This is a genomic window from Paenibacillus sp. FSL E2-0151, from assembly GCF_037993015.1.
Taxonomy (GTDB): domain Bacteria; phylum Bacillota; class Bacilli; order Paenibacillales; family Paenibacillaceae; genus Paenibacillus; species Paenibacillus amylolyticus.
This window is the reverse complement of sequence record NZ_CP150308.1, coordinates 6,371,174-6,387,614: the sequence shown is the minus strand read 5'-3', so window position 1 is coordinate 6,387,614 and position 16,441 is coordinate 6,371,174. Positions and strand designations below refer to the sequence as shown.

Sequence of the window (16,441 nt, the reverse complement as noted above, 5' to 3'; positions counted from 1 at the left end):
AAATCATGGCAAAAGGCATGCGCGAAATTAAGCGGCAAATTAAAAGCGTACAAAGCACCAAGCAGATCACCAAAGCAATGGAGATGGTAGCTGCTGCAAAACTGCGTAAAGCGCAGGAAAAAGCGGAAGCAGCCCGTCCTTATTCGGAGAAACTGAAAGAAGTTGTAGCTAGTATTGCATCAAGCACGCAAGGTATACAGCATCCGATGCTGGAGAGCCGTCCGGTCAAAAAGACAGCTTACCTGATCATTACATCGGACCGTGGTCTTGCAGGTGGATACAATGCGAACGTTTTGCGTCAGGTTAATCAGACGCTCAAAGAGCGCCACAACTCCCAAGATGACTACGAATTGTTCGTCATTGGACGTAAAGGACGCGATTACTTCAGACGTCGTGAAATGGCGATGGCATCCACAACAACGGATCTGTCGGATTCGCCTTCATTTGCAGATATCAAATCCATCGCACACGAGGCTGTTCATGGGTTTGAACTGGCTGAATTTGATGAATTGTACATTTGTTATAACCGCTTTGTGAATGCGTTGACCCAGATTCCTACGGTAGAAAAACTTCTTCCGATGGAAACACCTGAGGTAACTGCTGCGGAAGGACCAACGGCAAGCTACGAATACGAGCCGTCTGCTGAGGCTGTACTGGAGGTTTTGCTTCCGCGTTACGCGGAAACGCTGATCTATGGTGCGCTTTTGAACGGTAAGGCGAGTGAGCTAGGCGCGAAAATGACGGCGATGGGTAATGCAACCAAAAATGCATCCAAAATGATTAACGAATTGTCATTGACCTATAACCGTGCCCGTCAAGCGGCGATTACGCAGGAGATTACGGAAATTGTGGCAGGTGCCAACGCAGCACAAGGCTAACTGTTTTTATTAATGAAGGCTTGCAGAGCAAAGATAAACGAACGGTACATTATTTTTGCAAAAGTAGCAGGCTTGTAGGAGGGGAACGTTAAGATGAACAAAGGACGCGTTGTGAGCATCATGGGTCCGGTTGTTGACGTCGAGTTTGATCGCGGCGGTCTGCCGGAAATCCTCAATGCCATTACGATCACTACAGTAAGTGAGAGCGGCGTAAGTGTGAACCTTACACTCGAAGCTTCGAGACATCTGGGTGACAACCGAGTACGTTGTATTGCGATGTCCTCCACGGATGGACTTGTTCGTGGTATGGAAGCTTTAGATACAGGAGCACCAATCTCTGTACCCGTCGGAGAAGCAACACTGGGTCGTGTATTTAACGTACTCGGCGAAGCAATTGATACTGGCGGTGCCGTAGCTGCTGAGCACAAGAACCCGATTCACCGTTCAGCACCTGCATTTGATGAACTGACTACCCAAGCAGAAATGCTGGAGACAGGAATCAAAGTTATCGACTTGCTTGCTCCTTACGCTAAAGGTGGTAAAATCGGTCTCTTCGGTGGTGCCGGTGTAGGTAAGACGGTAACCATTCAGGAATTGATCAACAACATCGCACAAGAGCACGGCGGTATCTCCGTATTTGCGGGTGTTGGTGAGCGTACACGTGAAGGTAATGACTTGTATCACGAGATGAGTGATTCCGGCGTTATCAACAAAACAGCAATGGTCTTCGGACAAATGAACGAGCCTCCAGGCGCACGTCTTCGTGTAGCCCTCACAGGTCTGACGATGGCGGAATACTTCCGTGATGAAGAAGGCCGTGACGTGTTGCTCTTTATCGATAATATCTTCCGTTTCACCCAAGCGGGTTCAGAAGTATCTGCCTTGCTTGGACGTATGCCTTCCGCGGTAGGTTACCAACCTACGCTGGCAACAGAAATGGGTCAACTGCAAGAACGTATCACATCAACGAAAAAAGGTTCTGTAACATCCATCCAGGCCATCTACGTGCCTGCGGATGACTACACTGACCCGGCTCCTGCAACGACGTTTGCCCACTTGGATGCAACGACGAACTTGGAGCGTAAAATTTCCGAGATGGGTATCTACCCTGCGGTAGATCCACTGGCTTCCAGCTCCCGGATCTTGTCCCCTGAAGTTGTAGGTGAAGAACACTACAGCGTAGCTCAAGGCGTTAAACGTATCTTGGCACGTTACAATGAATTGCAAGATATCATTGCAATCCTGGGTATGGACGAGTTGAGTGAAGAAGATAGAGCGCTTGTATACCGTGCTCGTAAAATCCAACGTTTCTTGTCCCAGCCTTTCCACGTTGCTGAAGCATTTAACGGTATTCCAGGTAAATACGTTCCGGTTAAAGAAACGGTGCGCAGCTTTAAAGAGATTCTCGAAGGTAAGTATGATGATCTTCCGGAAGCAGCTTTCCTCTTTGTTGGTACAATTGAAGAGGCAGTGGAGAAAGCCAAAACACTGGTTTAGTCTGAATCCAGGATTGTCCTTATGTGGGCTATCCTTCGGATAGTTTCAGGAGGGATGGAATTGAGCACCTTTTTGTTGGAAATCGTAACACCCGAGCGTTTGGTCTATTCAGAACAGGTGAATAGCATTACGGCTCGTGGTATTGAAGGGGAACTGGGCATTCTGCCAGGTCATATTCCTATGGTTACACCTTTGCAGATTGCACCAATCTATATCCATAACGGAAAAGAAAATAAACGAGTTGCTATCGGTGGCGGGTTTATCGAAGTTCGTAAAGATAAGGTTGTTGTACTCGCAGAGAGTGCTGAATTCCCGGAAAGCATTGATGTGGATCGTGCGCGTGCGGCGAAAGAGCGGGCAGAACGTCGGCTTGCAAGCCAAAGCAATCAGGACCACTTTGATCACCGTCGTGCAGAGATTGCGCTGCAAAAAGCGGTTAACCGGATTAATGTGTTCGGCAAATAAACGATTCTTTGAAGCCTGGCGGCTTAGTCTGCCGGGCTTTTTTGAGTTTGTTTAATAGAATTGTTTTATCGAATATATCAAAAGGGCTGACCACAAATCCATCCTATCCCTTCAGTAAACAGAAGTATTTTAAGCAAAATATTCACCGATTATGATTATTTGAATAGAATGTAGGACTAAAGTAGTGGGCGCATTTACCACTAAGAGAACCATTTTTTTCATGAGTGAATTTAAATTATTTCCGAGGAAATGACAGAATCGATATCGAAATAGCGCTCTTTTATGTCGTTTTAGTCACAAAATCCCGGCATTTTAAAATTAAAATATTTTAGAAGTGGAAATCAATGTAATTGACAATGTATGATGAAAGAGCCTATATTCCATAGAGTCAGCAGAAGCAGGAAGCTGCGTAGTAGATTCCATAGTCATGCACAGCCGCATTGTTGCTGCTCGGTGATTGGGCATCAGGAGATTCCTGCCTGGCAGGAGTAAATCTGACAGTACGCTCAGTATGTTGTGCTTAAGACATTCCAGTATACTAACAAGTTATGGGTGCCGGGCATATGATATGCTGATCGCTGCAACAAATGTGGAGGTAAAGAATATATGGATACTGATCTGACGAATCAGGTGAACCAAGCATTAAGCACCAATGGCTTGGTCTCAATCATCGTCTCCCTGTTATGTATTGCGTTGTCTTGGTGGGCTTTGACAAATCTCAAACTGGATTTAATCATCAGGCAGCCACGAGGTGCTCAGGGAAGACTGTTGCATTTGTTGCTCGCCATCATTTTGGGGCATGCCGTTGCTGGCTTTGTCATTGACTACTTGTCCTGGACTCAAATGTTGCGTAATTTGTTTTAATGTTGAGATGGTTGGTTAATCATCTGTTAGGTTCTTCAAGCTGCTCATTGTCGAATAACATCGATTAATTGTGTTAACAATTAGAGTATGAGTTGTCGGTAAAGAAATTAAGAAAAAAATGTGACGTAAAATTGGATGAATTTGAGATGTTTTATGTAAAAATGCTTGTATCGTACAATTCAACAATGTTATGATGGAAGTTAGGGAATTCACAATTGTTCACTTATTTTGTAGTTATAAACGGGATATCCGGTTCATGCCGGCTAATAACCATCCCACTCTGTCTGTTCTGATGCTCTGCTGGCTTGTAAGACACTGATTTTTACATGCTGAATAGCAAGATGCACGGCACATGGTATCATTGATATGGATTATAAAAACCAATTCTTTTCTGAACAGACATCTGTGGCAATATGCCAGAATATGTCGAAATTCCACACACAGCAACAGTCCTTTCTAGCATAGTGGGGCTTACGTATTCCGGAATGAAGAAAAGGGAATAAAAGCGCGGAGGGAACCATGATGAGCAAATTTATCGTCCGCGGTGGCAAAAGGTTGACCGGAAGTGTCAAAGTTAGCGGCGCTAAAAATTCTGTTCTTCCGATCATCGCTGCCTCTCTCTTAGGGGAAGAAGGACAAAGCGTTATTATTGACGCGCCTCCTCTAGACGATGTGATGACGATTAACAAGGTGTTGGAATCGCTGGGAGCGGGAGTTACATACCGGGACGAAGTGATTACCGTAAATGCGGAGAAACTTACTTCCTGTGAAGCCCCGTATGAATGGGTAAGTAAAATGCGGGCGTCTTTCCTGGTCATGGGGCCTTTGTTGACTCGAATGGGTCATACAAGAATCTCACTTCCTGGTGGATGTGCCATCGGTACACGGCCTATTGATCAGCATTTGAAAGGTTTTGAAGCCATGGGCGCAGAGATCAGCTTGGGCCAAGGTTATATCGAAGCTCGTAGCCAAGGTCGGTTGCGTGGCGCGAAAATTTATCTGGATGTGGCTTCCGTAGGTGCCACTCAAAATATTATGATGGCTGCAACATTGGCCGAAGGTGTAACTGTTCTGGAGAACGCGGCAAAAGAACCTGAGATTGTGGATCTTGCCAACTTCCTGAATGGGATGGGTGCCATCGTACGTGGTGCTGGTACTGGAGTGATCCGCATTGAAGGTGTGGAGAAACTGACAGGTGTTACACACACCGTTATTCCGGATCGGGTAGAAGCTGGTACGTATATGGCTGCTGCTGCAATTTCGGGCGGTGACGTGTACATTGAAGGTGCAATCTCTGATCATTTAGGCTCCGTTATCGCGAAGCTTGAAGAGATGGGTGTTACAATCCAACCGGATGAGAATGGCGTGCGTGTAATCGCAGATCGCCCTCTTAAGGCTGTGGATGTGAAAACATTACCATACCCAGGATTCCCGACCGATATGCAATCCCAGATGATGGCACTTTTGCTTGCATCTGAAGGAACAAGTGTCGTGACAGAGACTGTTTTTGAAAACCGATTCATGCATGTGGATGAATTCCAATTGATGAATGCGGAGATCAAAGTTGAAGGACGTTCGTCCATCGTCACAGGTAATGCCAAACTGAAGGGTGCCAAAGTAACGGCTACCGATCTGCGTGCGGGTGCCGCACTCATTATTGCAGGTCTTGTTGCTGAAGGTACAACGGAAGTGGGCGGTGTTCATCACATCGACCGTGGCTATGTACATCTCGCTGAGAAGCTTAACGGACTTGGCGCTGACATCTATCGGATCTCGGTTGATGAGCCTAAGCTGGAAGCAACCAAAGCACCTAGTGAAAAAGTGGAGAAAGAAGTACCGATGTTTAAGGTACAACCAACTTTGGCTTAACACTGGATTGAATAGAAAAAATATGGCCCTCTATTATGAGTCACACGGTTGTGTGGATTATGAATGCGATGGAACGTATATTGTAAAAAATGATAAAGCTAAGCCATCTGGCTTGGCTTTTTTTGTGTTTACTTTTAAGAAGACAACGAGATATTTGATACCTGATTCTATTAATAGCTGGTCCTAACTTGTATAGCATAACATCGTATTCTGTATCGATTCTGAACCAAATGAAAGAGCATACTTTATATGGGTGTCGGATCCAGCTAAACACCGGTATACAGCGACAGATCAACGTTTCTATGATGTACATAGCAAAAGAAAACAAGAAATTGAACAGAACGAAAAGGGCCTCGTTTCTCTCAAATCAGGTTCTATCAGATCAAGCCAGCTCATAACCTAAACTATGGATTTGAACAACACGACCGGCACATGACCGGCCATAGATAACGGAGGGTTATATTCGAATGAAAGAAGCTCGTGTACAGGTAAAGGTACCCCTTGTCCCTCGTCCAGGTATGCAAGAGCCGGAGGGAAATACCGTTTCTGGAGTGGAAAAAGACAAGCCTGCCCCATTGAACCTGAGGACTGTTCCATCACAGCCTGCAAGATTATCCAATCCAGGACGGGTGTCGGCAGATGAACTGAACCGAAAGACAACCGAGCATATTCATATACCTGTTATTGAGCTGGACCAGTTCCGCCGAGTGAAGCGTCGCCGAATGCGGACGTTTGGACGAAAACCCCGATGGGGACGTAATACGACGCGATGGCAACCTGCTGCCGCTGTATCTGCCTTATTGGCAATGGCGTTACTGATTCCGGTAATTCTGGTATGGCCGCGGACAAGCGAATCACCAAAGCCGATCCCTGCTCCAACAGATTCAAGCAGTACAAGAACCCCAGCTCCTGCGCCAGCCGTTCCTGTTACGTACCCTGAACCTAAAGTGCGCGTATACCTGTCTGCAACGGGCACAACGATGAATCTGCAACTGGAAGACTATGTTACCGGGGTGGTGGCAGCTGAGATGCCTGCGGAATTCAGACTGGAGGCGTTAAAGGCGCAGGCAATAGCTGCTCGTACATTTATCGTGCGTAGGTTAGCTGCGAGTGATACAAGCGGTGTTCCATCAGGTGCGGCGGATGTGACGGATACGGTCAACCATCAGGTGTTTATTCCGCCAGATCAGGTGAAAGCGGATTGGACGCGTCTAGGGAAGGCGAAGGAATGGGAGAAGCTACAACAGGCTGTGCGCGAAAGTCGAGATACGGTGATGACATATCAGGGCAAGGCAATCACCGCATCCTTTTTTTCCACAAGTAATGGGTATACCGAGAATGCTGAGGATGTATGGGGGAACGCCGTACCGTATCTGCAAAGTGTAGACAGTCCGTGGGACAAAAACCTGGCACCAGGATTCAAACAGACCGTCACCATGAAGCGTAATGATATTCTGCAGAAGTTAAACTTGGATGCCATTCCCGTTACCGCTCAGAAGGGTGGATCGTGGATGGAAGTATTGTCTACAACCAAAGGACATCGGATTAAGGAAATGCAGATCGCGGGTGAGACATTCAGCGGACCCGAGGTTCGTAAACTGCTTGGATTAAGATCCAGCCAGTTCAGTTGGAAGACCACAGGTGACGAAATCCAGATTACAACGTACGGTTACGGTCATGGGGTTGGCATGAGCCAATGGGGAGCAAACGGCATGGCGCAGGAGGGACACACGGCCACCCAGATTCTCAAACACTACTATACCGGCATTTCATTCGGACAGGCATCCAAGATGCTTGCATCGAAGTAGGAGAGATGAACACGGATGGATAAAGCGAAATAACTCGAATGAGTAGGAGTATGTGCGAATGTATACAAATGTATGTGAATGAGAGCAGTTTAGGTTTGGAACTCATCAGGCTTCCTTTCCACCAGTGGGGCGCTAACGAATCTGAGAGATCTTATTGGGCGTTATCACAACGAATGGAAATTCTAACGAATCTCAGACACGTTATATCACGATATACCACCGAACTGATCCAATAATAGCGCCCTAAAGAGTAATTAGTGTGTCTACGGTTCGTTAGAATTCCTAAGCCGCGATTTCCCCGCCAATAAGGCCGTCTGAGTTCGTTAGAAATATTTTATTATTCTAATCACTAACAAAATGGTGGATACTGCCATTCACTACATGCTCATTCGCAATAAGCAAGCCGAACCAGAACCAGAACGTTGAAATTAAGTTTCCAAGCCCTAAGGTTAAAAAATTGATTTATGTTCCCTGTCTACCAAGCAACTTCTAACTATACTGTAACCATTCATGATCCAGTTTCTTTTAAATCAAGATGTTAGATGGAACATTCAGTATTGGCGCGCTTTGTCTATCTCTAATCTCACATCTCACTTTCAAAGAACCTGGGTGGTTTAAATCTGCATTATCCAGTCACATCCTATATCCTTTCTCTCACCGATAAATGCACTTCATAGAAAGATTGACCCCTACAGCCAATCCGGACCAGTCTACCAACACCCATTCCGGAGCTTTCGAGATTTGGCTATATATGCGGAGAGTGCTAGCCGTAAGGGGAGCGCAGGGGACAGAAAAGACCTGTAGAAGCGAAGCGGCCGCCTTTATCACCGGATTTCTCCATTGGGAGAAATAATCAGGAAATCCGGGGATAACAGCCGGTCGAAAGGTTTTCTGGCCCCGAAGCGGTGTACGCACTAATTACTCACCCCTCACATATATAGCACTCTCTGAAACCTCCGTGAAAATAATTAGAGTCGCGCGTGTATAAAAGAGTTGCACCCGGTAACACTTGTTACTGAGGTGATTAACATGAATGAACAAAACAAAAAAACAAACCAAGAAGAAACTCCTAAAACAACTCAAGGAGTACCGGCTAGTCAGCCCTCTTCATGGAAAAGAGCAATGTCCAAACGCTGGGTCTTCCCGGCAGCCTACATCGCAGCAGCAGGCATTATACTAACCTTAGTGTGGGTCTATCAGGGCACAGGCGACAAAACGCTAAACTCGGACCCTGCTAGCGGGGTAGTAGAAACAGGCGCATCGGTGGGTACAGAAGGAACAGCAGTAGGCGGAGAAGAAGAAAGTGTGGAAGTTGTTGCAAAGTCGGAGAATTTTGTATGGCCGGTAGCGGTACCGTCCGAAATTTCGGTAGTAAAACCTTTCTATGATAGCGAAGCTTCAACCGAGGAACATGAAGCGGCAATGGTGCAGTACAATGATACATTCATCCCGAACACGGGTGTGGATCTGGCACGTGGGGATAACAAAACGTTTGAAGTCAAAGCAGCACTCGCCGGTAAAGTTACCCGGGTTGAGCAAAATCCGCTCACAGGTCAAGTTGTGGAAATCACACATAGCGATAACCTGAAAACGGTATACCAAAGCTTGGCAGACGTCAAAGTGAAACAGGACGACGAAGTGAAACAGGGAGATGCGATTGCATCCGCTGGCGTCAATGAATTGGGTAAAACGCTTGGCAACCACCTTCACTTTGAAGTGTACGAAGACGGACAGCCAGTTAACCCGCAAGGATATCTTCCGGAAAAATAAATGAATTTTACCGCAGCAACATGACGGGCAGAGGGTTAAACCTCTGCTCTTTTTGTGCTTTTCAGAAAATAATGGGACCTTCGAAGCTTGTCACACCTCTAAACCGCGAATATATAGGCATGCTCCTCATATAATGTACCAAACTATCCACACAGTAGGGAGGCGGGAGCGTGCACGATTACATCAAGGAACGGACCATCAAAATTGGTCGCTGCATTGTTGAGACGAGGAATACGGTCCGTACCATAGCCAAAGAATTCGGCGTGTCAAAGAGTACTGTGCATAAGGATCTAACGGAGCGTCTGCCGGAAATCAACCCTGATCTTGCTGACCAGGTGAAACACATTTTGGAGTATCACAAGTCCATCCGCCATTTGCGGGGCGGTGAAGCGACCAAAATTAAATACAAAAAAACGAGTGGCAAGAAACGTGAGGTGTTGGCTTCCGCCAAATCGTAAGCATCTTCACAAAGACGTAGGCCAAAAAGCTCACACATGCATTGAATCCCTCCCCTGAAGTATGATATGTTAAATGCTGGTACAGGATCGAATTATGACATCTTATCAGCCCGATTTTTACATATATATGTTGCACTTTGTCGAACGAGCGGTGACGTGATAAGGGACTCTTTTTCACAGGATACGCTGACCAAATAATATCACTTTGGGGGCTCTTTTATGTTTAGCAAGGATATCGGTATTGATCTTGGCACGGCCAACGTGCTTATTCACGTGAAAGGAAGTGGGGTTGTCCTCGATGAACCTTCCGTCGTGACCATTGAAAGAGATACGAAGCGTGTCCTTGCTGTTGGGGAAGAAGCGCGTCGTATGGTGGGGCGTACTCCAGGTAACATTGTTGCCATTAGACCGCTGCGTGACGGCGTTATTGCGGACTTCGAGATTACAGAAGCGATGCTCAGACATTTCATTAATCGTGTGGGTGCAAGAAGCTGGTACAGCCACCCTCGGATTTTGATTTGTGCACCAACGAACATTACTTCCGTGGAGCAGAAGGCCATCCGTGAGGCGGCAGAACGCAGCGGTGCCAAAGAAGTGTTTCTGGAAGAAGAGCCGAAAGCGGCAGCGATCGGTGCGGGAATGGATATTTTTCAGCCGAGCGGCAATATGGTCGTGGATATCGGCGGCGGTACGACTGACGTTGCAGTCCTTTCTATGGGCGACGTGGTCACCGCCTCTTCTATTAAAGTCGCAGGGGACAAGTTCGACGAAGCCATTATCAAGTTTATCAAAGCCAAGTACAAGCTCATGATCGGTGAACGGACCGCTGAAGACATCAAAATTGCGATTGGTACCGTACATCCGGGTGGACATCAAACAGAGATGGACATTCGCGGACGCGATATGGTATCCGGCCTTCCTGTTACCGTAACGATATCGGGAAATGAAGTACAGGAAGCGCTTTGGGATTCCGTACAATCCATCATCGTGGCAGCCAAATCGGTATTGGAACGTACACCGCCTGAATTGTCAGCGGACATTATCGACCGTGGTGTTGTATTGACTGGCGGAGGTGCATTGCTGAACGGACTGGACGAGCTTTTGTCCAATGAATTGCATGTACCGGTATGGGTTGCGGAAGATCCAATGCACTGTGTCGTGAAGGGGACAGGCATAATGCTTAATAATTTGGATCAGGTGGTTAAGAAAAAGTTCTAATCTGCCGATATAAATAGCAAAGGTTCGCCATGCTCGGAAAGCAGAACGGACAAGCAGCCAACCTGTGATGCAGGTCAAGCGCTTGAGGAGAGGGGTTAATTCATGTTAAGAGGTCTGTACACCGCTACTGCGGGAATGATTACGCAACAACGCCGCCATGACACAGCAACACAGAATATCGTAAATATGAACACCACGGGATACAAACAGGTGAACAGCGTAAGCCGTTCCTTCCCGGAAATGCTCATTACTTTGGTAGGCGGAGATGCAAATCTTCCAACAAAGCGGCTGGGCAAGCTGAACACGGGGGTGTTCGCGGAAGAAAGTTTGTCCATGAATTTGCAGGGGACCATTATGGAGACTGGGCAGAAAAATGATTTTTCCATTTCATCCAATATGACTGTCAATGATCCGCAGACTGGACAACCTGTCCCGTTTGACGCATCAGGCAAATTTGTACGGGCCGACGGCACGGTGACTTACCAGCCTCAGGCGTATTTTACAGTTCAGGATGCAGAAGGTAACACCGGATATACACGCGATGGTCACTTCGAGATCACTGGAACGGGACAATTGCTGAGTTCAACAGGTTCACAAGTGTTGGATAATAATGGACAACCTGTAGTGTTGACAGGTTCTGTGGAGCAATTTAAAGTGGATGAGCAAGGCCGTTTGGTAGATGCAGCAACGGGTGCACCAACAGGGGTTACTCTTGGCATTAGTGTCATTGACCAGCCGAATCAACTGGTTCGTCAAGGTAATGGCAATTTCAGTCTTAGCGATGCAAACGGGGCAACGTCCCGGATGATGGCTGCCGGTGATAATGTGCAGATCCGTCAGGGTTACCTGGAAGGTTCGAATGTCGATGCTTCACAGGCAACGGTTGATATGAACGCCGCATTCCGTGCGTATGAAGCAAACCAGAAGATCGTACAATTCTACGACCGCAGTCTGGATAAAGCCGTCAATGAAGTCGGGCGTGTATAACGCCGACGTTTAAATATAACCGCGCAGCGGAGAGCCAAACGCCCTTTGCGCAGCAAAGCAGAGAGGCTCACGCGAAGCGCAAACCAAACGCAACCGAGCTATGCGAGGATTGCGTGGCAATACCTGAGCGCAGCGACGGTCTCGACAGTCCTTTGCGGAGCAAAGCAAGGAGAGACCCCGCGGAGCTACACGCCGCATAAAGAGCGTGCCCGACTATGATTCAGCCATGTGAAACGATGGCGGGAATCATAGTCGGGCAGTCGCGGCGAACACACACCACCGTCACTTAGCAAGATCGTACCCCACTTACCTAATCCGCCTGTTTCGGGAGTCCAGAGGGCAGCGCCATCTGGGGCCCTCCCTACTAGGGAGGGTTTGGGAGGGTGGACAGGACACAAGGGAGGGTATACCACCAATGAATAATTCCATGATTAGTGCCAAGGTTTCCATGACTGCCATACAGCAGCGTCTGGATGTCATTTCCGATAATATTGCCAACGTGAATACGGCAGGCTATAAGAGCAAGCAGGCGGCATTCGAGGATGTGCTGACCCGGGTTCAACAACAACCGGACAAGTACAAACTGGATGGACGTTCCACACCGATGGGATATAACCTCGGTTTCGGTGCTCGCTTGGCAGATGTAACGAAGGATATGTCTCAAGGCCCCATGAACGAGACTGGCCTTCCGACCGATCTGGCCATTGAGGGAAATGCGATGTTTGCAGTTGAAGCGAATGGGGAGAAAATGTGGACACGTCAGGGTGCATTTCATTTTGTACCTGATACAAGACCTAAGCCTACTCCGAATTCACCTGATATGATGGTGATGGTCAATGGCGAAGGCCACTTTGCCCTGGATCGTCAAGGCAATCGTATTACGGCACCAAATAATAGCAAAGTTGCTTTTGATGAAAATGGCAACCTGTTAATCCGACGCGGTAATGCGGCAAACGCAACCATTGGAGCACAGCTGCAAGTGGTAGACATTGAACGTCCTGAGGGGCTGGTGCAGTTTGCGGATAACCTGTTTGGTCTGGATGCGGGATTAACCGAAGATGATGTATTTGGCGCTAATGCAGCTACACGTCAAGCAGCGGCCTTGATCCGTCCAGGATTTCTGGAGCAATCCAATGTTGATCTGACACAGGAGATGTCTTTGCTTATGCAAGGACAGCGGACATATCAGCTGGCGGCAAAGGCGCTAACTTCAAGTGATTCCATGTTGGGTCTTGCCAACAATATGAGAGCGTAAAAGGTGAATGTGATGACAGAAACACAGCAGCAGAACAGTAAGCCGGAGAAAAAGGAAGTCAAGAAGAAGAAGAGTGGATGGCGCATCGCAAGATGGTTCCTGGTTCCGGTCCTGCTTGTTCTTGCCCTCGCTGGCGGAATGGTAGCTGGATATGTGGTACTGGGCAAACAAGATATCGGTTCCGTATGGCAATGGAGTACATGGGAACATGTATATAATCTGGTATTCGCTCCATAATGTAACGAGTTAAGCGAAAACTCCTGCGCAGGCAGGAGTTTTCTTTTTGACGTTGAAAACAGTATAATGATGGATGACGTTTGACGTCACAAAAGAGGCCTCCCCTGCGAAAGACATTCGTCATCGCGAAGAGAGACCCCTTATCTTAACCTTCACTACTGCAGTCATGAAGGATATAACTAGTGTTAACCGAAAATATGCTTTCCATACAAAATTTAAATTAAAAACCTTTTATATGAGCTTCGACTTGATCATGTGGGGGTTGACCTTGCAGCACCGAAGTAAGTGGAGGGAACGGAATCGTTCAGAAGAAGCGAAGCGCTCGCCTTTGTCACCGAATTTTGACCTCTCTGAGGTTGATCAAAAAAATTCGGAGACAACAGCGATCAGAGGGACGATCCGTAACCGTAACGACCACCGTAACGCTAAGAGTCAATCCATGATGAAGAACGCTCATATAAACATCCCGAGAGGAGATTACACTGTGCTCGATATCAAACAGATTCAAGAAATCATCCCGCACCGCCCCCCGTTTCTGCTGGTGGACAAGATTCTAGAGATTGAGGATGGCAAACGTGCCGTTGGTTTGAAAAACGTAACCATTAACGAACCTTTCTTCATTGGTCATTTCCCAGAGTATCCGGTAATGCCGGGTGTACTGATTACAGAAGCGCTGGCTCAGGTTGGTGCAGTAGCCATTCTGAATTTGGAAGGCAACAAAGGAAAAATCGGCTTTTTGGCGGGACTGGACAACTTCCGATTCCGTGGACAAGTTGTGCCCGGAGATACGTTGATTCTGGAAGTGGAGATTACACGTCTGAAGGGTTCTATTGGTAAAGGTAAAGCAACTGCCCGAGTGAACGACAAAGTGGTCGCTGAAGGCGAGATCATGTTTGCACTGTCTGACCCAAGCTGATTACATATGTGAGCATTGACATCATGCAGGAACGTAGACGGAGCGAATGATGCAAGATGTTGAAGTAACTCAGCACACCTGAATTTATATAGACGGAAGGGGTTTTATCGGAATGGAACAGTTAAGCACAGCAGCAGCAGAGACGTTGCAACAATGGTTGGAGGATGCTTCGATTGATGAAGCAACGAAACAGGAGCTTCGTGACTTGCAGGATCAGCCGAAAGAGCTGGAGGAACGTTTTTACAGAAACCTGGAGTTTGGTACAGGTGGATTGCGCGGGGTCATTGGTGCGGGAAGTAACCGGATGAACCGTTACACCGTAGGTCGGGCAACGCAAGGATTTGCGCGTTATTTGCTTGAGCAGCATGGTGACCAAGAAGGCAAACCTTCTGTTGTCATTGCTCATGATTCCCGTCATTTCTCACCTGAATTCACACTGGATGCTGCGCTTGTACTGGCTGGAAACGGCATTGTAGCCAAGCTGTTCCCATCCCTGCGTTCAACTCCTGAGCTGTCATTCGCAGTGCGTCATCAGAAGGCAACTGGAGGGATCGTTGTAACAGCGAGCCATAACCCACCGGAATATAACGGATATAAGGTCTACAATTATGAGGGTGGTCAATTGGTACCGGATGAAGCGGAGAAAGTCATTCAGTACATTCAGGAAGTGCCTTCCCTTGCTGACGTGAAAAAGCTGACGCAAGAAGAAGCAGAAGCTCAAGGACTCCTGATCTGGTTGGGTGAAGACCAAGACCAAGCGTTTGTGGATACCGTAGCGAGCCGCAGTCTGAGCCGTGAACTGATCCAATCCGGCATAGGCCGTGATTTCAAAATCGTTTACACACCGCTGCACGGAACAGGCAACATCCCTGTACGTCGCGTACTGGAGCAGATCGGATTCGAGCAAGTGCACATTGTAGCTGAACAAGAACAGCCGGATGCTGAGTTCTCTACCGTGAAATCCCCTAACCCGGAAGAACGCGAAGCGTTTACGCTTGCAATGAAGCTGGGAGAATCCGTAGGCGCTGACATTCTGATCGGAACAGATCCGGATGCAGACCGTATGGGTGCTGTCGTGAAAGACAATGATGGCAAATATTTCGTCTTGTCCGGTAACCAGTCTGGTGCCATTATGGTACATTACCTGCTCAGTCGCCTGCAAGAGACAGGTACACTGCCAAGCAATGGTGCGGTTGTCAAAACAATCGTAACAAGTGAGATGGGTGCTGTTATTGCTGAACATTACGGTGCAGAAGTGATGAACACACTGACGGGCTTCAAATATATTGGTGAAAAAATGAACCAGTTCGAAGCAACAGGCAGTCATACATTCTTGTTCGGATATGAAGAGAGTTATGGCTACCTTTCCGGTAACTATGCCCGTGACAAGGATGCTGTCCTTGCCTCGATGCTGATTGCTGAAGCAGCTGCGTATTATAAGAGCCAAGGCAAGACGTTGTATGATGTCTTGCAAGAGCTCTACAACCAATTCGGATATTTCCTGGAGAAGCTGGAGTCCCGTACGCTGAAAGGCAAAGACGGCGTAGCTCAGATTCAAGCCAAAATGACGGACTGGCGTTCCAATCCGCCACAAGAAGTAGCGGGAATTGCTGTACAAGATGTACAGGACTACTCCCTTGGTCTGGACGGTCTTCCGAAGGCGGACGTACTGAAGTTCATTTTGGCAGACGGTTCATGGTTCTGCTTGCGCCCTTCAGGAACAGAACCGAAGATCAAAGTATACTTCGCCGTGCGTGGAGAGAATTTGGAAGATGCGGAAAGCTGGATCGAGCGTCTGGTGACTACAGTGATGTCGCGTGTAGACGCACAATAATACGAATGCAACAATGAGAAAGAACATGAGAAGGCCTCTCCGCACCGTAAGGTTGGTTGGCGGAGGGGTTTTTCTTTGAAATAATATTACAGATGGATCTATATAAATTGAACTGAACATTTACACGAGAACGTAGAGGGCAGAAATAACCTGAAGAAGTGAAACGTTCGCCTTTATCACCCGATTTTCACCTTTATTAAAAGTGAATCAAAAAAATCGGGGGATAACAGCGATCGGAAGGTTGTTCTGCCATCGAAGTGGCGAGTGTTAAATAATGCTTTAGTTCAATCTATATAGCATATAAGAGGGCTTGTTGACACAAGCTGTTTGTAACCTATTGTATAAATGTTAAATGAACGAATTACTTGAGCTGAACGTGCATTTG

At 47.3% G+C, this 16,441-nt stretch carries 14 protein-coding genes; all 14 read left to right on the top strand.

The features are described from left to right. Positions 1–5 precede the first annotated feature (5 nt). The 14 genes from atpG (at position 6) to MHI55_RS28310 (ending at position 16,056) form a co-directional block, all read left to right on the top strand. Positions 6–878, top strand: coding sequence for an ATP synthase F1 subunit gamma (gene atpG / locus MHI55_RS28375; RefSeq protein WP_076319219.1), 873 nt, complete (start codon positions 6–8; stop codon positions 876–878). Between the two features lie 93 nt (positions 879–971). Next, a complete protein-coding gene (gene atpD / locus MHI55_RS28370) occupies positions 972–2,375 on the top strand; it encodes a F0F1 ATP synthase subunit beta (RefSeq protein WP_036612557.1) in 1,404 nt (467 codons plus the stop codon). Positions 2,376–2,435: 60 nt separating this feature from the next. Continuing rightward, positions 2,436–2,840 (top strand): F0F1 ATP synthase subunit epsilon, encoded by a 405-nt coding sequence (locus MHI55_RS28365; protein ID WP_036612555.1) that lies wholly within the window; start codon positions 2,436–2,438, stop codon positions 2,838–2,840. A gap of 606 nt (positions 2,841–3,446) precedes the next feature. After that, entirely contained in the window at positions 3,447–3,704 is a 258-nt protein-coding gene (locus MHI55_RS28360; RefSeq protein ID WP_017691941.1) for a DUF1146 family protein, read from the top strand. 522 nt (positions 3,705–4,226) lie between these two features. After that, positions 4,227–5,573: a UDP-N-acetylglucosamine 1-carboxyvinyltransferase gene (murA, locus tag MHI55_RS28355; RefSeq protein WP_017691942.1), complete on the top strand. Its 1,347-nt coding sequence runs from the start codon at positions 4,227–4,229 to the stop codon at positions 5,571–5,573. Positions 5,574–6,040: 467 nt separating this feature from the next. Then, a complete protein-coding gene (gene spoIID / locus MHI55_RS28350; protein ID WP_076254017.1) occupies positions 6,041–7,381 on the top strand; it encodes a stage II sporulation protein D in 1,341 nt (446 codons plus the stop codon). 1,029 nt (positions 7,382–8,410) lie between these two features. Further along, positions 8,411–9,151 carry a M23 family metallopeptidase gene (locus MHI55_RS28345; protein ID WP_076254018.1) on the top strand — a complete coding sequence of 247 codons (741 nt, stop codon included), beginning with the start codon at positions 8,411–8,413 and terminating at the stop codon, positions 9,149–9,151. A gap of 170 nt (positions 9,152–9,321) precedes the next feature. After that, positions 9,322–9,609, top strand: a complete 288-nt coding sequence (spoIIID, locus tag MHI55_RS28340; RefSeq protein WP_024632710.1) for a sporulation transcriptional regulator SpoIIID — start codon at positions 9,322–9,324, stop codon at positions 9,607–9,609. A 219-nt stretch (positions 9,610–9,828) separates the two neighbouring features. After that, positions 9,829–10,827: a rod shape-determining protein gene (locus tag MHI55_RS28335; RefSeq protein WP_036612542.1), complete on the top strand. Its 999-nt coding sequence runs from the start codon at positions 9,829–9,831 to the stop codon at positions 10,825–10,827. Positions 10,828–10,929: 102 nt separating this feature from the next. Then, positions 10,930–11,814, top strand: a complete 885-nt coding sequence (locus tag MHI55_RS28330) for a flagellar hook-basal body protein (protein WP_105600129.1) — start codon at positions 10,930–10,932, stop codon at positions 11,812–11,814. A 415-nt stretch (positions 11,815–12,229) separates the two neighbouring features. Next, positions 12,230–13,069, top strand: a complete 840-nt coding sequence (locus MHI55_RS28325; RefSeq protein WP_036612538.1) for a flagellar hook-basal body protein — start codon at positions 12,230–12,232, stop codon at positions 13,067–13,069. 12 nt (positions 13,070–13,081) lie between these two features. Then, positions 13,082–13,306 (top strand): DNA-directed RNA polymerase subunit beta, encoded by a 225-nt coding sequence (locus MHI55_RS28320; protein WP_017691949.1) that lies wholly within the window; start codon positions 13,082–13,084, stop codon positions 13,304–13,306. Positions 13,307–13,790: 484 nt separating this feature from the next. After that, positions 13,791–14,222: a 3-hydroxyacyl-ACP dehydratase FabZ gene (fabZ, locus tag MHI55_RS28315; protein WP_036613058.1), complete on the top strand. Its 432-nt coding sequence runs from the start codon at positions 13,791–13,793 to the stop codon at positions 14,220–14,222. A 112-nt stretch (positions 14,223–14,334) separates the two neighbouring features. Further along, entirely contained in the window at positions 14,335–16,056 is a 1,722-nt protein-coding gene (locus MHI55_RS28310) for a phospho-sugar mutase (protein ID WP_340387811.1), read from the top strand. The last annotated feature ends 385 nt before the right edge of the window (positions 16,057–16,441 follow it).